The sequence below is a fragment of the Actibacterium pelagium genome, assembly GCF_002285415.1.
Taxonomy (GTDB): Bacteria; Pseudomonadota; Alphaproteobacteria; order Rhodobacterales; family Rhodobacteraceae; genus Actibacterium_B; species Actibacterium_B pelagium.
Map to the genome: position 1 here is coordinate 571113 of NZ_NSBU01000004.1, position 21994 is coordinate 593106.

General features: G+C 58.6%; 23 protein-coding genes. 9 read left to right on the plus strand and 14 right to left on the minus strand.

Going from position 1 to position 21994, the window contains the following annotated elements; genetic code table 11:
- The first annotated feature begins 30 nt into the window (after window positions 1-30).
- The 3 genes from CLM58_RS02980 to CLM58_RS02990 are packed head-to-tail and all read left to right on the plus strand — an operon-like array spanning window position 31 to window position 4088.
- Entirely contained in the window at window positions 31-981 is a 951-nt protein-coding gene (locus CLM58_RS02980) for a glycosyltransferase family 2 protein (protein ID WP_373286806.1), read from the plus strand.
- Window positions 978-2675, plus strand: coding sequence for a DUF5927 domain-containing protein (locus CLM58_RS02985; protein WP_095594409.1), 1698 nt, complete (start codon window positions 978-980; stop codon window positions 2673-2675). The genes CLM58_RS02980 and CLM58_RS02985 overlap by 4 nt, the downstream gene beginning before the upstream one ends.
- A 3-nt stretch (window positions 2676-2678) precedes the next feature.
- Window positions 2679-4088 carry a nodulation protein NodH gene (locus CLM58_RS02990; protein WP_095594410.1) on the plus strand — a complete coding sequence of 470 codons (1410 nt, stop codon included), beginning with the start codon at window positions 2679-2681 and terminating at the stop codon, window positions 4086-4088.
- Here the strand turns inward: CLM58_RS02990 and CLM58_RS02995 are convergent.
- The 11 genes from CLM58_RS02995 to CLM58_RS03045 form a co-directional block, all read right to left on the minus strand.
- Window positions 4085-4549 carry a PTS sugar transporter subunit IIA gene (locus CLM58_RS02995; protein ID WP_095594411.1) on the minus strand — a complete coding sequence of 155 codons (465 nt, stop codon included), beginning with the start codon at window positions 4547-4549 and terminating at the stop codon, window positions 4085-4087. The two genes, CLM58_RS02990 and CLM58_RS02995, sit on opposite strands and share 4 nt — an antisense overlap.
- 37 nt (window positions 4550-4586) lie before the next feature.
- Complete coding sequence (gene hpf, locus CLM58_RS03000) at window positions 4587-5153, minus strand: ribosome hibernation-promoting factor, HPF/YfiA family (RefSeq protein ID WP_095594412.1); 567 nt, start codon at window positions 5151-5153, stop codon at window positions 4587-4589.
- 330 nt (window positions 5154-5483) lie between these two features.
- Complete coding sequence (gene lptB, locus CLM58_RS03005) at window positions 5484-6245, minus strand: LPS export ABC transporter ATP-binding protein (RefSeq protein ID WP_095594413.1); 762 nt, start codon at window positions 6243-6245, stop codon at window positions 5484-5486.
- The gene (gene lptA, locus CLM58_RS03010) at window positions 6242-6751 is read right to left on the minus strand and encodes a lipopolysaccharide transport periplasmic protein LptA (protein WP_229666184.1); all 510 of its coding nucleotides are present in this window, start codon (window positions 6749-6751) and stop codon (window positions 6242-6244) included. The genes lptB and lptA overlap by 4 nt, the downstream gene beginning before the upstream one ends.
- Entirely contained in the window at window positions 6748-7371 is a 624-nt protein-coding gene (gene lptC, locus CLM58_RS03015; RefSeq protein WP_158221839.1) for an LPS export ABC transporter periplasmic protein LptC, read from the minus strand. Before lptC ends, lptA begins: the two co-directional genes overlap by 4 nt.
- Before the next feature lie 2 nt (window positions 7372-7373).
- Window positions 7374-8339: a KpsF/GutQ family sugar-phosphate isomerase gene (locus CLM58_RS03020; protein WP_095594415.1), complete on the minus strand. Its 966-nt coding sequence runs from the start codon at window positions 8337-8339 to the stop codon at window positions 7374-7376.
- 4 nt (window positions 8340-8343) lie between these two features.
- A complete protein-coding gene (locus tag CLM58_RS03025) occupies window positions 8344-8955 on the minus strand; it encodes a ribonuclease D (protein WP_095594416.1) in 612 nt (203 codons plus the stop codon).
- A 179-nt stretch (window positions 8956-9134) separates the two neighbouring features.
- Window positions 9135-10157 carry a DNA polymerase III subunit delta gene (gene holA, locus CLM58_RS03030; RefSeq protein ID WP_095594417.1) on the minus strand — a complete coding sequence of 341 codons (1023 nt, stop codon included), beginning with the start codon at window positions 10155-10157 and terminating at the stop codon, window positions 9135-9137.
- On the minus strand, window positions 10154-10648 hold the full coding sequence (lptE, locus tag CLM58_RS03035; RefSeq protein ID WP_095594418.1) for an LPS assembly lipoprotein LptE: 495 nt from the start codon (window positions 10646-10648) through the stop codon (window positions 10154-10156). Before lptE ends, holA begins: the two co-directional genes overlap by 4 nt.
- Complete coding sequence (leuS, locus tag CLM58_RS03040) at window positions 10635-13166, minus strand: leucine--tRNA ligase (protein WP_095594419.1); 2532 nt, start codon at window positions 13164-13166, stop codon at window positions 10635-10637. The genes lptE and leuS overlap by 14 nt, the downstream gene beginning before the upstream one ends.
- Window positions 13167-13260: 94 nt before the next feature.
- Window positions 13261-13791, minus strand: coding sequence for a DUF3576 domain-containing protein (locus CLM58_RS03045; protein ID WP_095594811.1), 531 nt, complete (start codon window positions 13789-13791; stop codon window positions 13261-13263).
- Between the two features lie 252 nt (window positions 13792-14043).
- Between CLM58_RS03045 and CLM58_RS03050 the strand changes: the two genes are divergently transcribed.
- The 3 genes from CLM58_RS03050 to CLM58_RS03060 all read left to right on the plus strand — a co-directional run bounded on the left by CLM58_RS03050 (window position 14044) and on the right by CLM58_RS03060 (window position 16818).
- The gene (locus tag CLM58_RS03050) at window positions 14044-14862 is read left to right on the plus strand and encodes a porin (RefSeq protein ID WP_095594420.1); all 819 of its coding nucleotides are present in this window, start codon (window positions 14044-14046) and stop codon (window positions 14860-14862) included.
- A 191-nt stretch (window positions 14863-15053) separates the two neighbouring features.
- Window positions 15054-16046, plus strand: coding sequence for a porin (locus CLM58_RS03055; protein WP_188720514.1), 993 nt, complete (start codon window positions 15054-15056; stop codon window positions 16044-16046).
- Between the two features lie 118 nt (window positions 16047-16164).
- Complete coding sequence (locus tag CLM58_RS03060; protein ID WP_095594422.1) at window positions 16165-16818, plus strand: YggS family pyridoxal phosphate-dependent enzyme; 654 nt, start codon at window positions 16165-16167, stop codon at window positions 16816-16818.
- Between the two features lie 6 nt (window positions 16819-16824).
- Here the strand turns inward: CLM58_RS03060 and CLM58_RS03065 are convergent, their stop codons facing one another.
- The 3 genes from CLM58_RS03065 to ribA form a co-directional block, all read right to left on the minus strand.
- Window positions 16825-17946 (minus strand): hypothetical protein, encoded by a 1122-nt coding sequence (locus tag CLM58_RS03065; RefSeq protein WP_095594423.1) that lies wholly within the window; start codon window positions 17944-17946, stop codon window positions 16825-16827.
- A 65-nt stretch (window positions 17947-18011) separates the two neighbouring features.
- Complete coding sequence (locus CLM58_RS03070; RefSeq protein ID WP_095594424.1) at window positions 18012-18509, minus strand: L,D-transpeptidase family protein; 498 nt, start codon at window positions 18507-18509, stop codon at window positions 18012-18014.
- Complete coding sequence (gene ribA / locus CLM58_RS03075; protein WP_095594425.1) at window positions 18506-19600, minus strand: GTP cyclohydrolase II; 1095 nt, start codon at window positions 19598-19600, stop codon at window positions 18506-18508. The genes CLM58_RS03070 and ribA overlap by 4 nt, the downstream gene beginning before the upstream one ends.
- 154 nt (window positions 19601-19754) lie before the next feature.
- Between ribA and CLM58_RS03080 the strand changes: the two genes are divergently transcribed.
- The 3 genes from CLM58_RS03080 to CLM58_RS03090 all read left to right on the plus strand — a co-directional run bounded on the left by CLM58_RS03080 (window position 19755) and on the right by CLM58_RS03090 (window position 21943).
- Window positions 19755-20441 (plus strand): response regulator transcription factor, encoded by a 687-nt coding sequence (locus tag CLM58_RS03080; protein WP_095594812.1) that lies wholly within the window; start codon window positions 19755-19757, stop codon window positions 20439-20441.
- Window positions 20442-20549: 108 nt separating this feature from the next.
- The gene (locus CLM58_RS03085; protein WP_188720543.1) at window positions 20550-21266 is read left to right on the plus strand and encodes a DUF2161 domain-containing phosphodiesterase; all 717 of its coding nucleotides are present in this window, start codon (window positions 20550-20552) and stop codon (window positions 21264-21266) included.
- On the plus strand, window positions 21263-21943 hold the full coding sequence (locus CLM58_RS03090) for a DUF924 family protein (protein ID WP_095594426.1): 681 nt from the start codon (window positions 21263-21265) through the stop codon (window positions 21941-21943). The genes CLM58_RS03085 and CLM58_RS03090 overlap by 4 nt, the downstream gene beginning before the upstream one ends.
- Window positions 21944-21994: the final 51 nt, after the last annotated feature.

Below are 21994 nucleotides of genomic sequence, written 5' to 3' on the forward strand. Positions count from 1 at the left end.
CTGCGTCGCAAACGGTGGCGTCTGCGCGCAATGCGCAAACGCAAAGAACTGACTCCTGTTTCGACCCGTGTTGCCCGCGTTCAGCCCAATGACCTTCTTCTGTTCTGCACCCTGCGCAATGAACGCGCGCGCCTGCCCTATTTCCTGAGCTATTATCGACGCCTTGGGATTGGGCATTTCTTCTTTGTCGATAACGGGTCAGACGACGGCAGTCGCGAGTATCTAGAGGCGCAGCCCGATGTGTCTATCTGGACCTCCCGCGCCAGCTATTCCGAAGCGCGGTTCGGCATGGATTGGATCAATTGGCTGCTGCTACGTTATGCCCATGGGCATTGGGCGCTGGTTGTCGATGCCGACGAATTCCTGGTCTATCCCTTCTGCGACACGCGCCCGCTGCGCGCTTTGACCGATTGGATGGATGCACTGAACGTTAAAGCTTTCGGCACCATGCTTTTGGACATGTACCCGAAAGAGCCTTTGCAACAGGTCAACACAGAAGAAGGCGAGAACCCCTTCGATCAGGCCTGTTGGTTTGATGCCGGAAATTACAGTGTCTCGGTGAACCAGCGCTATCAGAACCTGTGGATTCAAGGCGGCCCCCGGGCACGTGCCTTCTTCCCGGATAATGCCGATCAGGCCCCGGCGTTGAACAAGATCCCGCTGGTGAAGTGGAACAGGTCCTATGTCTATGCCAGTTCCACCCATGCGTTGCTGCCGCGGGATTTGAACCTGACCTATGACACCCAAGGCGGCGAGCGGATTTCGGGCGTGTTGATGCATGCCAAGTTCACCGGCGACTTTCCTGCGCGCGCTGCTGAAGAGGTCGTGCGCAATCAGCACTACAAGGACAGCCGCGAATACCGTGCGTATGGGGCCAAAATGTCGGCTGACGAAAGCCTGTGGACCCCATGGTCCGAACGCTATGTCAGTTGGCGCCAGCTAGAGGTTTTGGGCCTGATGTCGAAAGGCAGCTGGATATGACGGTTGGCGTGATCATGCTGGCGCATACAGCGCTTGACCGGGCCTCGACCGTGGCGCGCTATTTTGCGCAAAACGGCTGTCCGGTAATGATCCATTGCGACAAGTCCACTCCGTTGGAAGATTACGAGAACTTCGTGCGTAGCCTCTCGGGCGTAAAACTTGTCTCTTTCGTGGACCGGGTCCGGGTCGACTGGGGCACGTGGACATTGGTGTCGGCGACACTGAAGGCGTCTGAAGCGTTGCTAGAGAAACACCCCGAGGTGCAGCATGTGATGTTGGCGTCGGGATCCTGCCTGCCGTTGCGCCCGGTCAGCGAGCTGCGAGACTATCTGGCCCAACACCCCAAGACCGATTTCATTGAATCCGTCACCACGCGCGACGTGCGCTGGACGATTGGCGGGCTGGATGAAGAACGGTTCCACCTGCGCTTCCCGTTTTCGTGGAAACGGCATAGGCGTTTCTTTGACCGTTACGTTGCGCTGCAACGGCGCATCGGGTTTCGGCGCAAGATTCCGCGCGGGCTGATCCCGCATCTGGGGTCTCAATGGTGGTGCCTGACGCGCAGCACACTGACCTCGATTCTGGAAGGGCCACGCCGGGCAGAGTTCGACACCTATTTCAAGCGGGTCTGGATTCCGGACGAAAGTTATTTCCAGACCTTGGTGCGTTACTACGGGCGGGATGTGGAAAGCCGTTCGCTGACCCTGTCCAAGTTCGATTTCCACGGCAAGCCGCACGTCTTCTATGATGACCATCTACAGTTGCTGCGAAACTCTGACTGTTTCATGGTGCGCAAAGTTTGGCCCAATGCCAATCGCCTGTATCGCGAATTCCTGCGCCCCGCTGCGTCAAGAAAGCCAGCCGCTGATCCCAACCCGGGCAAGATTGAGAGGGTGTTCGCACAGTCGCGCCTGCTGCGCCATCAGGGTCGTCGCGGGCTGTATATGACCAGCCGCTTCCCCTGTCAGGCGGTCAGTAACCGGCTTACGGCTGCGCCCTATTCGGTGTTTCAGGGATTCACAGACATCTTTGAAGACTTTGAAGGTTGGCTGGCACGGGTCGCAGGTGGTCATGCGCATGGTCATCTGTTTGCTCCCGAAGGGGCAGAGTTCAGCGCTGGGGCAACGACAGTCAAAGGTGGGCTGACCTCGGATGCCGGTCTTCGGGATCATAACCCCAAGTCCTTCCTGACGAACCTTCTGTGGAACCTGCGGGGTGAGCGGCAGAGTTTTCAGTTCAGCCCGCGCGACAACCAAGCAATCTTGCGGTTCATCGCGGATGATCCGAATGCGCAGCTTTCGGTTATCACGGGTACCTGGGCGCTGCCCCTGTTTCACGCGGGGCTGGATGCCGAAGAAGCGCGCAAAAAGGCCGCCTACCTTCAGCGTGTCGAGGCCAGCCAGCTGGAAATCCTTCAATCGCCCCATTGCCACGCGCGTGTCCGCATCTGGTCGCTGACCGATTTCCTGAATGCGCCAGCAGATCACCTTCAGCTGCTAACCGGCGATCTGGGCCTGCGTAGTCAGCGCCAATTGACAGAAATCCCGCGACTGAAGAACTTGGAAGGGTTCGACGACTTCCTGATCAACCTTAGAAATGCGGGTATGCAGATTCAGCTTCTGGGGACATTCCCGCAGGAAATGGCGCTGCGCCAATTCCACAGCAAAGACCCACAGCAAGTGGCAGCGAAATAGCGCATGGCGGGTTTCGAGTATTTCGCGATCCTTGGCGACATGAGGACGGGGTCGAATTTCCTCGAGGCCAACCTGAACGCGGCCCCCGGTGTTACTTCGGTCGGTGAAGCCTTCAATCCACATTTTGCCGGCAAGAAGGGTGCGATTGCGCTGTGCGGCGTCACCCTGACCGACCGGAACGAAAACCCTTTCGAGTTGCTGGACGCTATTCGCAATCAGGACGGGCTGGCGGGGTTCCGATTCTTTTCGGATCACGACCCGCGGATCTTGTCTCATGTTCTGGCTGATCCTGCTTGTGGCAAGATCATCCTGCGCCGCGACCCATTGGAAAGCTATGTGTCGCTGCAGATCGCGCGTACGACGGGCCAATGGCGGTTGTCCAACGTCAATCATCGTAAGGCAGCCAAGATCACCTTAGTTCCGACGGCGTTCGAGGCATACCGAACCGAGCTTGCCAGCTATTACGCAGGGCTGGAGGCCGGGCTCCAGAAAGCGGGTCAGACAGCCTTTCGGTTGGACTTCACCGATGTCGGCTCTTTGGACGTGATGAATGGCCTGCTGAATTTCTTGGGCGTCGAAGGGCGGCTGGATGCGATCTCTCGTGAGACCAAGCGCCAGAATCCCGGCAGCTTGCGTGAAAAGCTGACCAATCCCGAAGTGTTGGAGGCAATCGGAGGTCTTATGGCCGATGCAGCGCCAGCAGCACCTACCCGGGGTGGGCAGGTTGGGGCTTATGTCGCTGCGCGAGACAGCGGAGTTTTGTTCCAACCGGTAAACGGCCGACCGGACCCGGGGGTGGAAAGCTGGCTTGCATCGCTGGATGGTGCCGCACCGGATCAACTGCTTCGGGGCTTCAAGCAGAAAACCCTGCGCAAATGGAGGCGCCGCCATCAGGGTCACTGCAGTTTTACCTTCGTGCGCCACCCGGTGGCTTATGCCCATCGCGCCTTCTGTCAGAACATCCTGACCCCCGGAGAGGCCTGCCTACCCGAAATCCGCGCAGCCCTGCGTGACCAGTTCGGGCTGCCATTGCCCGAGGGCACACCGACCAAAGATTATGATGCGGCGACCCACAAGACCGCCTTCATGGGTTTTCTGGGGTTTGTGGCCAGCAACCTGTCGGGGCAGACGCCCTTTCGGGTGCCAGCAGAGTGGGATCTTCAACATGAAGGTCTGCGGGCCATTTCCAGCGTCGCCCCGCCCTATCTTGTGGCACGGGGGCCAAGCCTAGCGGTCGACATGACCTATCTGTGCCAGTCTGCGGGTCTCAAGGCAGGCCCGCCGCCCGCGTTTGAAGAGGATGGCCCGATCCCTTTGTCCGAGATCTATGACAAAAAAATAGAGGCCGCGACTCGCGCGGCCTACCAAAGGGATTACATGGCGTTTGGGTTTGGACCCTGGAAACAGACCTAGGCGGCCTGCGACGGTACCATTTCGGTAAGAACCGTGTGCAGAGTTGACGGGTCGTCATTGGCCCGCAGTTTGGCACAAAGCTGGCTGTCACGCAGGTTGCGCGAGACAAGAGCCAAGGCCTTCAGGTGATCCACACCTGAATCCTGCGGGGCGAACAGCGCAAAGATCAGATCGACCGGCTGGCGGTCGACCGACCCATAGTCAAATGGCGTTTCCAGCTTAACGAATGCACCGAAGACCTTGTCCAGCCCGTCCATACGGGCATGGGGCAGCGCCACGCCGTGACCAACACCGGTCGGCCCAAGGGCCTCGCGGTCTTGCAGGGCGTCGATGATCACCGAGGCGTTCAGGCTACAGGCCGAGGCCGCAACCTCGCCCAGTTCCTGAAACAGGCGTTTCTTACTGGACATAGAGCCCATCACCTTGACCGCCTCGGGTCGCAGAATAGTTGAAAGTTCCATTTGCCTACTTTTCTGGCGCTGCTCGATGTGCGCTTTGTTAGCGCGGGTCTATCCACCCGATGTTTCCATCATCGCGGCGGTGGACCACATTTACGCTGCCTGTCTTCTCATTTCGGAAGACGAGCACAGAGTCGCCATTCAATTCCATTTGCATGACCGCCTCACCCACAGACAGGGATGCGATCTTGGTTTCCATCTCAGCGACAATGATGGGCTGCAGGGACTCTGGTTCCGAATCCCCAGCCTCGTCGCCGCCGGCGAGGATATAAGAGGAACCTTCCATAAGTTCAATCGGGTTTGCTCGATCGCGGTGATGGTCCTTCAGGCGACGCTTGTAACGGCGCAACTGTTTTTCCATTTTATCAAGACACCCTTCGAACGCGGCATAGATCTCTGTCGCATGGGCCTTGGCCTGTGCGGTCATGCCTGTCGAGAGGTGCACAATGGTCTCACACACGTATTCATGTGCGTTGCGCGAAAAAATCACGGAAGCGTCTGTGGGCCGTTCTGCGTATTTGTCGACGATACCGCCCAGCTCTTCTTTGACGTGGGTCTGAAGTGCTGCGCCGATGTCCAACTGCTTTCCGGTGATTTGGTATTGCATGTGACCTCCAAATTTCTGGTGTTGGGCCAATCAGCCCATCCGCATGGGTCAACCAACCAAGACAAAAGGTGCCTAGGCGCAGATTAAGAAAATCTGTGTCGTCGAACAGGTTTTCGACGCTGGTATGCGGGGGTTGATGGAATGCTTTTGCATCGACTCTATTTGGCGTCAGATTGGCATGGGATGTCAACGCCTTGCATACGCAGCAGCGCAGCATTCCGCCGATTTGAAAGCCGTTTTTAATATGCAGATTTAGGCGAATTCGGGCGTTGCTGATTGGTTGACGATACCGCCGCTAGGTCGCCTGCCTTCCAATAACAGTCGGAATTCTCAGGATATCCGGAAGCTTTGACCCAGATAGACACGGCGAACGTTTTCGTCTTGCACGACCTCGTCGGTGGTGCCGCTCATCAAAACCTTGCCGTCATGCAAAATATAGGCGCGATCGACGATTTCCAGCGTCTCGCGCACGTTGTGGTCGGTGATCAGCACACCGATTCCTCGATTCTTCAGCTCGGCCACAAGATGGCGAATCTCTCCAACTGCGATCGGGTCGACCCCGGCAAAGGGTTCGTCCAGCAGAAGGTACTTTGGATCAGCGGCCAGACAGCGCGCGATTTCCACTCGGCGACGTTCACCACCAGACAGGGCCAGTGCCTGCGCGCGACGCAGGTGACTGATGGAAAACTCTGACAGAAGTTCCTCTAGCCGTTCGCGGCGGCGGTGGGGGTTGGGCTCGTGAATCTCAAGAATGGCCAAGATGTTGTCTTCGACGGAAAGTCCGCGGAAAATGCTGACCTCTTGCGGCAGATAGCCGACGCCAAGCCGCGCGCGGCGGTACATCGGCAGGTTCGAGACATCGCGCCCGTCGATTTCGACCGTGCCGCCCTCTGCGCGGATCAGACCCGCAATCGCATAGAAACAGGTCGTCTTGCCCGACCCGTTCGGGCCCAGCAAGGCCACAACTTCGCCGCGGCCCAGCTCTAGGCTGACGTCGCGAATGATCGGGCGCTTGCGATAGCTTTTACGCAGCTGGCTGACCTTCAGCCCCGCCTGACCTTCGGCCACGCTTAGTGTGGGAATGTCGCTCATTCAGATTTGGCCCGGGGTTGCAGAACGGTGCGCACACGGCCTTCCATGACGCCATTGCCGGTATCCAGATTGACGACCAGCTTCTGTCCGGACAGTGCGCTGCGGCCCTGGTTCAGAAGGACGTCCCCAGTGAGAACGATCACCTCTTCCTGAACGGTATAGATTGCCTGTGCACCCTTGGCGGTTTCTTCGCCGTTGACCAACAGGACATTGCCCGTTGCCGTCATCGTGTCGATGTCCCCGGTCATCTCGCCGTCTTCCATGACGTAGGCGACTGCGATCCGGTCGGCAGATAGGCGCAGCGTGTCCTGAACGACCAGAACGTTGCCTTCGAACACGGCGCTGCCGGTGTTCTGGTCCATGCTCAAGCTGTCTGCCACGATTTCTACCGGTTTGGTGTCATCATGTGCGGCTTCGCCAAAATTGATGTTGGCGGACTGAGCCCAGCCAGCGGCGGCCCCCAGAATTAATGTGGCAGCGAGAATGGCAGTACTGAAAAACTTCACTTCGGGTCCCCGTCTGGTTGCGGTGTGTATATCAGCTTCACCCCGTCAATGAAATCTACAACATGTGCCACAGGGTCGGAATTGGTTTCGTGAATATCCATTTTTCCTGCCACAAGCTCTCCGAATGGGCCAGTCACGTTCACGGTATCGGCGGATCTCAGCCACGCGCTTTCCAGATCGGACAGCAATTCGCGGGTGGTCATGGTCCATCCCTCCGAGGTGGTGATCTCGACGGCACCGCTTAGCCGGGCGATCTGGCTTTCATCGGTGAAAAGTGCCTGATCAGCCTTTGCATTCACCACCACACCATCGGGATAGCTTAGAAGCAGGCGAACATCTTCGGCACGCGTTTCTTCGGTCTCATCAGTGGATGGCAGGACGCGCGTGGCCTGAAAGTTGATCGCGGTCCCGGCCCCCGAAAGGCTTGCATAGACCGGAGAGCTGACCCCCTGATCGCGCAGCAGCTGTTCCACGTCGACCTGCGCAAAGGGAATCGAGGCCGTTGGATCCACATTGCGCGAGATCAGAAAGATCGTCGACAGAATCGCTAGGGCCGCGATGGGCAACAACACCTTCGCAAGCGCGATGAAGCGCGAGTAGGTATTGTCGTAAGACCGCACCCTTATGCCACCCCTGCACGCAGGCAGTCGTGGATATGCAGGATACCTTCGGGCTGTCCGTCGCCATCGGGGTCGACCACAAACAGGCAGGTGATCTTGCGTTCGTTCATCAGGGCCAGCGCTTCTTCTGCCATCGCATCGGGTTCGATGGTCAGTGGTGCTCGGGTCATGACGTCATCGGCAGAGCAGTCCAGCAGGCCGTCCATGTGACGTCGCAGGTCGCCGTCGGTGATGATCCCCTGAAGCGTGTTCGCCTCGTCGGTCACGCCAACAACGCCAAAGCCTTTCTGGCTGATTGCCAGCAGGGCGTCCGCCATCTGGGTGCCGCTGGCGACCACCGGCACGTCCTTGTGCATCAGGTCGCGAACTTTCGACAGTTGCGCACCCAGCTTGCCGCCCGGGTGGAAGACCCGGAAATGCGCCGGGGTAAAGTCGCGATGCTCCATCAGGGCAATCGCCAGTGCATCACCAAGCGCAAGCGTCATCGTGGTCGAGGTCGTAGGCACGATCCCCTTGTCACAGGCTTCTTCGGCCTTTGGCAGCAACAACGCCACATCGGATTCGCGGATCAAGGTTGAATCCGCGCGCCCCGCGACCCCGATCAGCGGGATCTGAAAGCGGCGAGTATAGGCGACGATATCGGCCAGTTCGGGTGTCTCACCCGAGTTCGAAAGAACCAGCGCCACATCGCCTTTGGCCAGCATGCCAAGGTCGCCGTGGCTGGCTTCAGCCGGGTGTACGAAATGCGCAGGCGTCCCGGTGGATGCCAAAGTCGCCGCGATCTTGCGCCCGATATGGCCGGATTTCCCCATGCCCGAGACTATCACGCGCCCAGTGGCACGCAGGATCAGTTCGGCGGCCTCGTTGAAGCTGTCATCCAGACTTTCCGACAGAATCTTTACGGCCTCGGCCTCGCGCCGCAATACGCGGGCGCCCACTTCCAGAAATGGTTTCTTAGTCTCAGTCATTGGCTCAATGTGCAAAAATGTCTTGTTCAGGCCATCCGGCCAGGTCCAGCTGCGCGCGCATCGGCAGGAAGTCGAAACAGGCCTGCGCCATCTCGGTCCGCCCTTCGCGTTCCAGCCGCGCATCCAGCTGTTCTTTCAGCCGGTGCAGGTACAGAACGTCCGAGGCCGCATATTCCAGCTGCGCATCGGTCAGTTCTTCCGCGCCCCAATCGCTCATTTGCTGCTGCTTCGAGATGTCGATCTCCAGCAATTGCTGAAGCAGGTTCTTCAACCCGTGACGGTCCGTATAGGTGCGGATCAGCTTCGACGCGATTTTGGTGCAGTAGACCGGTGCGGTCACCACCCCAAACGCGTTTTGCAGCGCTGCAATGTCGAAACGTCCGAAGTGGAACAGCTTCAGCACATTCGGATCGGCCAGCATACGGGTCAGGTTCGGAGCTTCGGTCTGGCCCTTTTCGATCTGGACCAGATGCGCGTTGCCGTCGCCGCCTGACATCTGCACCACGCACAACCGGTCACGGTGCGGGTTCAGCCCCATGGTTTCACAGTCGATGGCCACAATCGGGCCAAGGTCCAGCCCGTCGGGCAGGTCGTTCTTATACAGGTGGTTGGCCAAGGGGCGCGCCTTTCGTTCGTAAGATTGCTTTCAAATAGGCGGTTCGTGGGCCGAACTCAACTCTGACCCAACTGCAAGCGGAAATCTGCGAGTCCCTCGGCATTTTAAGTTAGCGCAGGTGCTTGTCTGATCTTTTGGGAAATACCCGGTAGATTTGGGCAGTCAGGTGACGCCCAGACCTAGCGTGCGCCCAGCATGGCCAGCCGTATCAGGGCGCGTTCCATCAGGGCCATGGTTGGCGCCTTGCTGGTCGATCGCAGTTGCAGATCCGTATCCGTCAGAATGCCCAAAGCCTGTTCCAGCCGATGGGTGCCCCACTTCTGGGCTTGCCGAACCATCCTGTCGCGCCGCGGCCCAAAGACCGGAGGGCGTATGCGGGACATGCCAGACCCCGGTCCGCCCGGGTCCGAACAGGCGGCGTGCAGGGTGCGGAAATGCCGGGTCGCCCCAATGCACAGACCCACGGGCTGCACCCCTTGGGCGGCCAGTTTCTGAAGAACCGGGCCAATCTCTCGTGTCCGGCCCTCTGCCACGATGTGCAAAACATCATCCAGATCGGCTTCGGTCGAGGTGGGGGCAACAGCGGTGATGTCGTCAGCGCTTACCGGGCTGTCATCGCCACGTTTGTAAAGCGCCAGTTTTTCGACAGTCTGGCGGAAATCACCCGGGTCCAGCTGGCGGGACAGGTCCATCAGCGCGGTCATTGCATCCTGAGGCAAGTTCGTTACGCCGGCCTTTTGCAGCGTTGCTTCGATCTCGTCCCGCGAAGGCGGGTCGTCATAGATGCCGGCGGCATAGGCGTTCGAGTGGCCCTCGAACAGTTTGCGAAGTTTGGATTTGGCGGTCAGCTGTTTGGCGGTGACGATCAGCTGCGCGTCGCCCTCTTGCCAGTCGCCAAGCGCGGCCTCGAATGCTTTGATGTGGCTGTCGGCGACCTCTTCCACAAAGACAACCCGCGGGCCGGGAAAGAAGCATTGCGCCTTGATCGCATCCAGAAGCGCGGCCGGGTCAGAGCGCAGATCGCCGCCCGAAAGCCGGGTCAGGCGCATTTCCTCTTCGCCTTGAGGGCCGACCAAGGCGGCAATGACCTCTTGCCGCTTCAGCGCCACGCGCATGGCGTCAGAGCCAAAGATCAAAAGGCCGGTGCGATGCGGTTCCGGTTTGGCGAAGTAACGCGCAGCGTCCCGACCCGTCAGCTTCATGTGGCCCAGGTCCCAGCCGTGGCGATCAGCCGTGCTGTCAGGTCGTCAGCCAGCATCACCATCAGGCGACGGCGCGCGTCGCGCTCTGATGCTCTTGCGGCTACGGTGTTCGCTGTCGCGGAATAGGTCGAGAAATTGCTGACCGACCCCTGCGTCGCAATGCTTTGGTCCCGCAGATCGACGATCTGGAAATCGACCCGGCCATTCAGGTTGTAGCCGGTGGTGATTTCCTCTTCCGTCACCGCAAGGCGTCGGCGGTTGGTCGAAATCGTGTAGCGCAGTTCGTGCGTTGGATTGCCTTCACCCGACAGACGGCGTTCCAGCTGTTCAACCAATTCGAACGCGGCTTCATCGGTTGGGTCCTGAATGCGGATGTTCCCCAGAGCCGCGCTGGCGGCCCCGCGGGTGCCATGCGCAGGCTGATAGCCGCAACCCGCCAACGGCAGGGCAGCCAGACCCAACAGGAAAGCCCTTCGATTAGACAACGACATTGATAATCCGCCCCGGTACCACGATCAGCTTCTTGGGCTGGCCACCGGCCAGCGCCTTGATCACAGCTTCATCGGCCAGCGCGAGTTTTTCAACCTCTTCCTTCGGAAGGTCCTTGGCGATCTTCAGTTCCGAGCGACGCTTGCCGTTGATCTGGATCGGCATGGTTACCGTATCTTCGACCAGCATCTTCTCGTCGGCCTTGGGCCACGCGGCCGTTGCCACCAGACCTTCGCCGCCCAGTACCGACCAGACCTCTTCCGCAAGGTGCGGGGTCATCGGGGCCATCAACTGCGCCATGGTTTTCATGGCCAGCTTCTTGGTTTCGGCCCCTGCCTTCGATTTTTGGATCGCGTTGGCATAGGCGTATAGCTTTGCGACAGAGGTGTTAAAGCCAAAGCTTTCGATCCCCATGGTCACTTCGTGGATCGCCTTGTGCATCGCACGCTGCAGGTCTTCGTCACCTTTGCCTTCGCCCTCTAGGTCCGCGATGTCATTTGCCATGCGCCAGACACGGCCCAAGAATTTATAGGCAGCTTCTGCGCCCGAGGCCGTCCATTCAACATCGCGCTCGGGGGGCGAATCGGACAGGACGAACCAGCGGGCAGTATCCGCACCAAAGGCTTCGATAATGTTGACCGGATCGACGACGTTCTTCTTCGACTTTGACATCTTGGCAGAGGGGATGATCTCGACTTCGGTGCCATCAGCAAGTTTACCGTCGGTGACGTCTTCGGGCAGGTGATAGACCGGGCGACCGTTCTCGTCGCGCGTTTGATAGATCTCGTGCGTCACCATGCCTTGGGTGAAGAGCGCGTCAAACGGCTCGACCGCTTTTTCAGGCAGATGGCCGCAAATCTGCATCGCCCGCGCGAAGAAGCGCGAGTACAGAAGGTGCAGGATCGCATGTTCGATACCACCGATATACTGGTCGACGTTCATCCAGTATTCGGCATCCGCCATATTGGTTGGTGTGGCCGCGTTCGGCGCGGTGAACCGCGCGTAGTACCAAGACGAATCCACGAACGTGTCCATGGTGTCGGTCTCGCGCTTGGCAGGCTTGCCACAGGTCGGGCAGGCACAGTCGCGCCATGTCGGGTGGCGGTCCAGCGGGTTGCCCGGCTTGTCGAAGGTCACATCCTTGGGCAATTCGACCGGCAGGTTTTCCTTCTTCTCGGGCACCACGCCGCAATCTTCACAATGGACCACCGGGATTGGGCAGCCCCAATAGCGCTGACGCGACAAGCCCCAGTCACGCAGGCGGAACTTGGTCACGCCCTGGCCCCAACCCGCGTTCTCGGCGAAGTCGATGGTGGTGTTGATGGCTTCTTCCCCGGTTGCCTCATCCAGACCGGCGAAGTGATTCACCCATTTCACCTTGTCAGTCTTCGGCGGTACGAATGCCTCGTTCTCGACAGGCTTGGGGTCATCCAGCGCGAAGAATGTATCAGTGACCGGCAGGTCGTATTTGCGGCAGAAATCAAGGTCGCGCTGGTCATGGGCCGGGCAGGCGAAGATCGCGCCGGTGCCATAGTCCATCAGAATGAAATTCGCGATCCAGACCGGAAGCTCCCAGTTCGGGTTCAGCGGGTGCTTGACCTTGATGCCCGTGTCATAGCCCAGCTTTTCAGCGGTCTCGATCGCCTCTTCCGTGGTGCCACCCTTGCGGCATTCGGCAACGAAGGCGGCGACCTCGGGGTTTTCGGCCTCCAGCTGCTTGGCAATCGGGTGATCGGGCGAAATGCCCACGAAGGACGCGCCCATCAGCGTATCGGGACGTGTGGTGTAAACTTCGATCGCGTCACCGCCATCGGTACGATCAAACGCGAACTGCAAACCGCGCGACTTACCGATCCAGTTCCGCTGCATCAGCTTCACCTTCTCGGGCCAGTTGTCCAAACCGTCCAGCGCGTCCAGAAGCTCTTCCGAGAAGTCACTGATTTTAAAGAACCATTGCGTCAGTTCGCGACGTTCGACCAAAGCGCCAGAGCGCCAGCCGCGGCCGTCTTCGACCTGTTCGTTTGCCAGAACGGTCATGTCGACCGGGTCCCAGTTCACGACGGCGTTCTTGCGATAGACCAGACCCTTGTCCATGAAGTCGATGAACATCGACTGCTGCTGGCCATAGTATTCCGGGTCGCAGGTGGCGAACTCGCGCGACCAGTCGATCGACAGGCCCAGAGGCTTCATCTGCCCGCGCATGTCGGCGATATTGTCATAGGTCCAGGTGGCCGGGTGGCCGCCGCGTTCCATCGCAGCATTCTCGGCGGGCATCCCGAAAGCGTCCCAGCCCATCGGGTGCAGAACCGAGAACCCACAGCTATTCTTATAGCGCGCGATCACATCACCCATGGTGTAGTTGCGTACGTGCCCCATGTGAATCCGGCCGGAGGGGTACGGGAACATCTCTAGCACATAGTATTTCGGCTTCGATTCGTCCCGGCGGGCGGTGAAAACACCGGCCTCATCCCAGGCATCCTGCCATTTGGATTCGATCTCACGAGGTTCAAAGCGGGACATGGGTTGGGTCCTTATTCAAAGAAAACGCCGGGCAAGCGCGCCCGGCGTGGTGATAATGCTGTGCTGGGCCAAGGTCCAGCGGTCAAACGCGGGGTCACAGATCCTTGTCGGCAATCCGTAGCTGGCGCGCGCGGGTCAGGATCGCATCTTCGACCGCGCGAACGGTGTCAGCGCTGACCGGGCCATTGCGAGTCGACATAGACAGTTTCAGCGACCGCGCATCCAGCGCCGCGTCCTGAACATAGACAACCGCACGATACGCACGACCGCCACCCGGAGGCGTTCCGTATCCGGTGACAATCACGCCCGAGAACGGGTCAACGGCCTGAATCGGCAGGAAATTCAGAACATCCAGCGAGGCACGCCAGATGTACTTGTTCACCTCAAGTGTCACATTCGGGTCGGTGTCATTGCGGAACAGATCCCAAATCGTCTCGCGCTTTTCTTCCTTAACTTCGTTCCGGAAGAAGGGGCGACGCTCTTCAGTTGTGGTCTGGGTATCCTCGGCACGATCGCGGCCAAACAGGCCACCGCTGAACGGGCTAGAGCTGCCCCCACCGCAGTTTGCCAGCAGCACACAGGCCATCAAAACACCGGTTACACGCACGAAACGACCACTGATCATAAGGAAATGCCCCTTTGTTGACTGCCCGATCTCTAGCCGAGCCATCCCGCAGGGACAAGAAATTTCGGGGCTTGAGTCTTTTACAGTCTGAAATGGCCCGTTTTTTCGGTGTGGCAAAGCTGCATCAATCGAAAGCCCTTTGCCCTCCGAAAGTATAGCTGCCTTGCATTGCAAACCTGAAAGAGCGACACACATCCCGTACTCAGCTCGGATCGGCCGTGTTGAGGTAGTTTTAACGAAAGAGGGATAACCATGAAAAAGGTTCTCTTCGCAACCACCGCTCTGGTTGCTTCCGCAGGCTTCGCGGCTGCAGACTTCACCATCACCGGCGGCGCAGTTGCTGGTCTGAAAGACACCGGTTCGGGCGACGCATACCTGCACACCGAAATCGACTTCAACATCGTTGGTTCGGGTACCTCCGACAACGGCCTGACCTTCGGTGCATCGATCGACCTGGACGACGAGCACGACGGCACCGGCCGCGTTTCCGACACCGAGATCTTCGTTTCGGGTTCGTTCGGCACCGTCACCGTTGGTGAGCTGGACAACGCAATCGACGGCGTTGGCATGCCTGACCTGGGCTTCGACGGCATCGGCATCGATGACGACGTTGAAGCAAACCGCAACGCAGGCGGCGCAAACTTCAACTACGCATACTCGATGGACGCGTTCTCGCTGGCAGTTTCGGCTGACCTTGGCGACGACAGCGACCACGAATTCGGTCTGGCAGTTGGCTACTCGGCAAACGGCCTGGGCGTAAAAGTTGGCTACAACAGCGACGATTTTGATGATGACTCCTGGGCGCTGCAGGCTTCGTACTCGGCCAACGCTCTGACCGTTGGTGCTCTGTACGCAGACAACGGCTCCGACAATGGCTTTGGCGTTTGGGCGTCGTACGCAATGGACGCTCTGACCATCACCGTTGCAGCTAACGACGTCGAAAACGGCGGCGACAACGACTACGGCGTAGGCTTCTCGTACGGCCTGGGCGGCGGTCTGTCCGTAGCCGGTGCCTTTGGCGAAGTCGACGGCGAGACCGTTATGGACCTGGGTCTGACCATGTCCTTCTAATTCAGAGTTCCTCTGATGAGGGAAGAGCGGGCCTTGTGCCCGCTCTTTTCTTTTTGCGGTGCGGGAAAATCACAAAGGCACTAGAATTTTGTATTCCTTTGTCGCCTGAGTTGCTCACAGCGTTCTATTCGAAGATATTTTCAGCTAAGATAATTTGTGTTTAAGTTCAGCGAAGACTGTTGGGGGTCACCGTGAAACCTATTTTAGCTACCAGTGCTATTTTGACTGTTCTAGCCGCTCCGGCATTTGCCGATCTTTCTCTTAACATGAAGGCGGACGCCGGGCTGGTCGGTGGGGAAGATTTTTTCCTCTATCTGTCCGATGGTTCTCTTTTCGTGCCTGACGGCGATACGCATCTTTATACTGAGATCAATGCCCAAGCTGTTGGTCGGGGCGAGACGGACAATGGCCTTAGCTTTGGCGCTTCGGTTGATCTGGACGTCCTCAATAATTCAGACGGCACAATTGACGATGCCCGCATTTGGGTTTCAGGCCGCTTTGGCACCCTAGGCATTGGTGATTTCGACGGTGCCTTTGACTGGGCCATGCGCGAGGCGCACTTGGGCCTGACCATTGATGATACCGAAAAGCACGCTGGCTGGAGCGGGAACTCTGGTCTCGACGGCACTTATAACGGCACCATCTTGCGCTATGTCTATTCGGGCAACGGTTTCGCCGTGGCGACGTCTTTAGAACTGGACGAGTACGGCAATGATCCGGTTATCGGGATCGGGGGACGCTACACAATCAATCACAACGCGGGTGATGTCACGTTTGGCGTCGGGTATCAAAAGGGTGATGGACCCTTCGATTCAGATGATACGCAAGAGATTTGGGGTGTTAGCGTTACGGCTGAATTCTATAACGGATTTGAAGCGGTCCTAAACTATTCGCGGTACGACTATGACGATGATTTCACCGGTACCTTCAATGGAGACTGGAAATTTGAACACATTGGTCTTGCGGTCGGATACACCATTGATGATCTGACAGTTTCAGCGAACTGGGGCCAGATTGACCAAAGCGGCACGTATAGTTGGCGAAACAACACGTTCGAAGGCTACTCGCTGGTCGCAAATTACGATCTCGGCGGTGGTGCAGAGGTCCGTGCGGGTTATGCCCATGGCTCAGGAGATGGCGAAAATTATGACCATTGGTCACTTGGTATGTCGTTCAGCTTCTAAGGCTTACCTTTAATGTTTAATCAGGGCAGGCTCGGGCCTGCCCTTTTGCGTTTAGCCCTTCAATTTGACGGGCGCGTCGTGATAGCGCTGAGGGAAGCCAAGCAATAGAGGTGCCACGGTGAGCCTGACTGAAATCAAGACGCGAGTAGCCAAAGCCTGCAAATCTGCCGGACGGAACGTGGAAGATGTGACGCTGATCGCTGTGTCCAAGGTCCAGCCATTGGAACGGGTAGAGGCGGTTCTGGAAGAGGGTCACCGAATCTTCGGGGAAAACCGAGTGCAGGAAGCACAAGGCAAATGGCCGGATTTCATGGCGCGGTATTCTGGCGTCGATCTGCATCTTCTTGGTCCGCTGCAGACCAACAAGGCGAAACAGGCGGTGGAGTTGTTCAGCACGATTCACTCTGTCGACCGGCCTAAGCTGGCACGCAAACTGGCCGATCTAGCGCAGGACCGCGGCAGTTCGCCGGACCTGTTCCTTCAAATCAACACCGGGGAAGAACCGCAGAAGGCTGGCGTATTGCCGTCCGAGGCGGACGATTTCGTGGCAGAGGTTCGGGCCTTGGACCTGCCCATCAAAGGCCTGATGTGTATCCCGCCTGTCGACGAAGAACCCTCGCTGCATTTTGCCCTTTTGGCCAAGATCGCCGCGCGCAATGGGCTGACAGGTCTGTCGATGGGGATGAGCGGTGATTTCGAACGGGCGATTGTCCTTGGGGCGACGCATATCCGCGTGGGATCCGCCATTTTCGGGGCGCGGGATTACGGTTGAACCGCCTTAGGGATTGGTGAACCTAAGCAGGCGCACCTCTTGCGTAGTAAGGTGCACGGCATAAACACGCGTTGCCGGATTTTCATCGTCCGAGTTGGCTTCTAACAGCAACCAATCCTCTTCATAGGTTTTTGGGATCAACGACGGCGCGTGCTCGTTTCCATAGTTGAAGATGTCGGTCAGGCCCGGAAACGCGTTCACCAGTATCTTCGAGTGCCGGACCCCCCCGTCCAGATCGTAAACACGAATCTCTCCGGGGCGCGAGAACGCCCCGGTCATGATCAGCTGCCGTTCCGGGGCATGATAATACAGCTTCATGGCATCGTAGCCGTTCAGGCTGTCTATGATCGACCATTCACCAGTCTTCGTATCGACACTGTAGATGAACCCTTCGCCCCCGAAGGTGATCCCGTAGATCACGCCGTTTTCGACATCAAATGCCGAGCCGCTTGGAAAGACAGGCGTTGGCAGCCTTGGGTCAACCGGGAAAACCCGCGTGTCCTCGCCGACCGTCAGGTACATCCCGTTTTCCTCGAACCGAAGGTCGTAGACGGGGGGCTTGTTTTTGCCGCCCAACCAGTCGCGCAGCGCTTTGGGCAGGTCATGCGTATCCGCGACCAAGTCTGCCAGATAGTCTCGTGATAACACCGTTGTGTTGGTGTCGACGCGATCCACGACAAAGCCGCCTTTGGGGGCGACTTGAACGCCTTGAAAGCTGCTGATCCGTTCCGTGCCCATCCTGTCGGTCAAATGGGTGATGAGGGCCCTGAATTTCTCGCCTTGAGGGTGGTGGGTCATGGGGATGCCGGGCGTGGCGTTGCCGACAAAAGGCGTGCCAAAGAACAGGACTTGGCTGTTTGACGTCTCTTCCCCGCCCAAAAGGATGTTCTCAATGATCGTGCCCGGGGTGGCCGTGACCGACCATTCTATGGGGCTGGAATCCAGAAGCACCAGTACAACAGAGCTGCCGGGGCGATCGATCAAAACCTGCGCGGTTGGTGGGGGTAGATCGGGGCGCGACGGCCCAATGCCTTGCCTTGCCGCGACCACGTGCAGTTCCCGACCCTCGGCGAATGCCGACAATGGAAACAGCAAGATCAGTAGCAAGACTAGGTGGTGACGGGTCATTTGGGTGCCCGGGCAAAACACGATTGCGCAAAGCTTAGCACTGCGGGAGGTGCGACGCGAGTTATCTAGCCCCGCACGATCAGGTGACTGTCCGGCAACAGATTGCGGGCGATCCAAAACAGGTGGTCGCGACGGAAGGCCACGCAGCCTTCGGTCGGATAGCCGGGCCGGCGCCATTGGTGCAGGAAGATGGCCGAGCCTTTTCCGGGCGTTGCGTCCGGCCAGTTCCAATCGGTGATCAGAACCAGATCATACAGGGGATCGCTGCGCCGAAGGGCTTCATGACTGGGTGCATAGGGTGCGCGGACGTGGTGGTTGTATTCGGGCGCTGCCGGGTCATCGGACCACAGATCATTGGGGCCAATCGGTGTGGCCCAGGGCACGGGTGCCGGAATGCGGTCGGGCCGAAAATAGACCCCGACGATCTGGTGGCGCCCAACCGGCGTGGCGCCGTCGCCCTCGCGCTTGTCGGTTAGGATTCCCCCGCGACCAATGGAGCAGGGGAAATACTGTCCCCTAAATCGCAATCCACGCGGTGTCAGGACCAAGTCGTCAGGCGTCACAGAAGATGCCCCGACTTCGCCGCTTTGGTCGCCAGATAGCCCGCGTTCTGCGGGGTTTTTCCGACTTTCAGCGGTACGCGATCCACGACCTCGATCCCATGGGCCCGCATCATCTCGACCTTGCGGGGGTTGTTGGTCAAAAGCTGAACCGACGAAAAGCCAAGCTCTTTCAGGATGGCGGCGCCAATCCGGAAATCGCGCTCGTCATCTTCGAACCCAAGACGGTGGTTGGCCTCGACAGTGTCAAAGCCTTGATCCTGCAGTGAATAGGCACGCATCTTGTTGGCAAGGCCAATGCCACGCCCTTCTTGGTTCAGATACAGCAGAATGCCAGAACCCTGCGCGCCCATCTGTTCCAAAGCTGCATGCAGTTGCGGCCCGCAATCGCATTTCAAAGACCCCAGAACGTCGCCGGTGAAACAGGCGGAGTGCAGCCGCGCTAAAACCGGCGAGTGACGATCAGGCTGGCCAATTTCGATTGCATAATGCTCTTCGCGCCCGTCTTCCGGGCGGAAAATGTGCAACCGACCTGCTTGGGCAACCTGCATGGGCAGGCGCGCATGGATGACTGCGGCCATGGGGCTGGTTTGCGACAGGATCGGCGAAACCAGATCGCGGTTCAGGAAGGTCAGATTGTGATCGGCTGCGAATTGCGCCGCATCCTGCAGCGGGCAGGTGACCACCGCGGGCAGAAGTTGCGAATTCTTGGCAAGGGTGATGGCAAGTCGATGCAAGTCCACCTGACCTTCGCGGCAAGATGCCAGCGGGCCCTTCATCGGGTGCAGCAGATCATCCGCCGGGTCGGCCAACGCGCGGATCCACCCAAGGTCGGCTTGCGACGGGATCACGATCCGGGCGACGTCGCCATCATAACAGCGCGCTTTCAGGGTCTCGGCCCGCCGCGCGGTCAGAACCAGCGTGGGCTCACCGGAAATTCCCCGGAAATCTGCCAGTCGTTCTGCTGACAGGGTTTCGGCCGATATGGCCAGCACCGCACCTGCATCGTCCTGCAACACGACCGGAAGGCCCATGCGCAAATCAGCATATGCGCGGGCCAGTCGTTCGGTTGGTGTTGGCAGCAAAGAAGTCATCAATTCGTCCAGTTGTCCCCCGCGATGTAATCTGCTTTGACGGAAATTGAAACATTTCGCGGTGTTACGACACGCTTGCGTGAGCGCATTGTCGCAAATCTTGCCGAAATCGTCCGTGAAGGCCAGATCAGATCAGAGTTCAATGGAGGACCGCATGGCGAACATTCAGAAGATTTTGCTGGTAGACGATGATGACGACCTGCGCGAAGCACTCAGCGAGCAGCTGGTCATGACAGAGGATTTCGATGTCTACGAAGCTGACAGCGGTTCAACCGCAATGGAGCGCGTGAAAGAAGCGATCTACGATCTGGTGATCCTGGATGTGGGCCTGCCCGATACCGATGGCCGCGAATTATGTCGCCTGATGCGCAAGCAGGGTGTGAAATGCCCGATCCTGATGCTGACCGGTCACGACAGTGACGCCGACACGATTCTTGGTCTGGACGCTGGTGCCAACGACTATGTCACCAAGCCCTTCAAGTTTCCGGTCCTTCTGGCCCGTATCCGCGCACAACTGCGCCAGCACCAGCAGTCGGAAGACGCGATCTTCCAGCTTGGGCCGTACACGTTCAAACCCGCCACCAAGATGCTGGTGACAGAGGATGACCGTAAGATCCGCCTGACGGAAAAAGAGACCAATATCCTGAAATTCCTCTACCGCGCATCGGAAGGCGTGGTCGCCCGCGATGTGCTACTGCACGAGGTCTGGGGCTATAATGCCGGGGTGACGACCCACACATTAGAGACACATATTTACCGTCTTCGGCAAAAAATTGAACCAGAACCGTCCAATGCGCGCCTTCTTGTGACCGAATCTGGCGGCTATCGTTTGAATGCGTGACAGAGTTACGCCCCCCATGCCGGGGTAATGGCATGAACCTCCCTGTTGGACTGACCCGGTATTTTTACCGGGTCTTTTTTTGTGGAATGCAGCGGGTTAGCAATGGGTATGACCAAGGCATTGCGTGAAACCGATCTTTACCCGGCTGTGAAAAGCTTCCTCGAAGGCCAAGGCTATGAGGTCAAGGCAGAGATCGGGGCGGCCGATATCGTTGCCTGCCGTGACGGGGATGACCCGCTGGTCGTCGAGCTGAAGACCGGGTTTTCCCTGTCCTTGTTCCATCAGGGCGTTGCCCGGCAGTCATTGACCGATTGCGTTTATCTGGCGGTGCCTCGTGGAACGGGGAAACGGTTTCAAAGCGCGTTGAAGAGCAACGTGGCTTTGTGCCGGCGTTTGGGGTTGGGGCTGATCACCGTTCGGTTGCGAGATGACTTTGTCGAGGTGCACTGCGATCCGGGCCCTTATCGCCCCCGGCAATCCAAGGTGCGAAAGACACGGCTATTGAGGGAATTCGCCCGACGCGTGGGCGATCCGAACGAAGGTGGCGCGCAAAAGCAAAACCTGATCACCGCCTATCGGCAGGACGCGCTGGCCTGCGCGCGCCATTTGCATATCCAGGGACCTACCAAGGGGGCCAAGGTGGCAAAGGCCACTGGTGTCGAGAAGGCGACAAGGCTGATGGCCGATAACCACTATGGTTGGTTCGAGCGCGTCGAAAAGGGCGTCTATGGCCTGACAGCGCAGGGGGGCAGCGCCTTGGACAGCTACGCGACCATCGCGGATCGCACCAAAGCGGGGTCCGAAACAAGCGGAGGTTCAGAATGACCGGTACAGATTGGTCGAAGATTGGGCCCGAAGACGTGTTGGCATTCTGGTTTCCCGACGACAGTCACTGGGAAGACGAGGACCGTCATATCGCCTTCTGGACATGGCGGATGCAGGGGCAGGCCCATGAAGCGATCGAAGCGCAGTTCTCTGATCTGACCCGTGCCGCCGCCGAGGGGCAATTGGATCACTGGGCCGACACACCGCGTGGGCGGCTGGCCTTGGTGATTGCGCTGGATCAGTTTCCACGCTCGATCTGGCGGGACACGCCGGGGGCTTTTGCGCAGGACCTCAAGGCGACGGGGTTGGTGTTGCAGGCCTTTAAGAATGGCCACTACGACGCGTTGCCCCATGTCTGGGAAAAGCAGTTCTATCTGATTGCCTGTTCGCATTGCGAGGGGCCCGATCTTCCGGCCCGGTCCGAGGACCTGATCATCCGCGCGTCGGCGTTGGCGGACGAGGCCCCCGAGAACATTCGGCACATGTACCAAGGGGCCGCCCAACGCCCGAAGCTTACCAAGTGGGTGGCCGAACAGTTTGGCCGTCACCCGCACCGAAACGAGGTCTTGGGGCGGATTTCTACGCTCAAAGAGCTAGAGTATCTGGCGAAGGATTGTCTGCCCCATCAGAACATGGTGACTGACTTCTGCGAGGTCCACGGTATCGACTTGGGTTGAACCGCGCGAGCCCCGCACATAGGGTCGGCCGGAACGTTTTGACACAGGACC

Bases quoted from the DNA above. Each gene is read 5' to 3' on its own strand.
- CLM58_RS02990 (WP_095594410.1), top strand. From the start codon at position 2,679: ATGGCGGGTTTCGAGTATTTCGCGATCCTTGGCGACATGAGGACGGGG.
- lptE (WP_095594418.1), bottom strand. From the start codon at position 10,648: ATGTCGTTGTCTAATCGAAGGGCTTTCCTGTTGGGTCTGGCTGCCCTG.
- CLM58_RS03045 (WP_095594811.1), bottom strand. From the start codon at position 13,791: ATGATCAGTGGTCGTTTCGTGCGTGTAACCGGTGTTTTGATGGCCTGT.
- hpf (WP_095594412.1), bottom strand. From the start codon at position 5,153: ATGCAATACCAAATCACCGGAAAGCAGTTGGACATCGGCGCAGCACTT.
- holA (WP_095594417.1), bottom strand. From the start codon at position 10,157: ATGAAGCTGACGGGTCGGGACGCTGCGCGTTACTTCGCCAAACCGGAA.
- CLM58_RS03050 (WP_095594420.1), top strand. From the start codon at position 14,044: ATGAAAAAGGTTCTCTTCGCAACCACCGCTCTGGTTGCTTCCGCAGGC.
- CLM58_RS03085 (WP_188720543.1), top strand. From the start codon at position 20,550: ATGACCAAGGCATTGCGTGAAACCGATCTTTACCCGGCTGTGAAAAGC.
- CLM58_RS03090 (WP_095594426.1), top strand. From the start codon at position 21,263: ATGACCGGTACAGATTGGTCGAAGATTGGGCCCGAAGACGTGTTGGCA.
- lptB (WP_095594413.1), bottom strand. From the start codon at position 6,245: ATGAGCGACATTCCCACACTAAGCGTGGCCGAAGGTCAGGCGGGGCTG.
- ribA (WP_095594425.1), bottom strand. From the start codon at position 19,600: ATGACTTCTTTGCTGCCAACACCAACCGAACGACTGGCCCGCGCATAT.
- CLM58_RS03020 (WP_095594415.1), bottom strand. From the start codon at position 8,339: ATGACTGAGACTAAGAAACCATTTCTGGAAGTGGGCGCCCGCGTATTG.
- CLM58_RS02985 (WP_095594409.1), top strand. From the start codon at position 978: ATGACGGTTGGCGTGATCATGCTGGCGCATACAGCGCTTGACCGGGCC.
- leuS (WP_095594419.1), bottom strand. From the start codon at position 13,166: ATGTCCCGCTTTGAACCTCGTGAGATCGAATCCAAATGGCAGGATGCC.
- CLM58_RS02995 (WP_095594411.1), bottom strand. From the start codon at position 4,549: ATGGAACTTTCAACTATTCTGCGACCCGAGGCGGTCAAGGTGATGGGC.
- CLM58_RS02980 (WP_373286806.1), top strand. From the start codon at position 31: ATGCGCAAACGCAAAGAACTGACTCCTGTTTCGACCCGTGTTGCCCGC.
- CLM58_RS03080 (WP_095594812.1), top strand. From the start codon at position 19,755: ATGGCGAACATTCAGAAGATTTTGCTGGTAGACGATGATGACGACCTG.
- CLM58_RS03065 (WP_095594423.1), bottom strand. From the start codon at position 17,946: ATGACCCGTCACCACCTAGTCTTGCTACTGATCTTGCTGTTTCCATTG.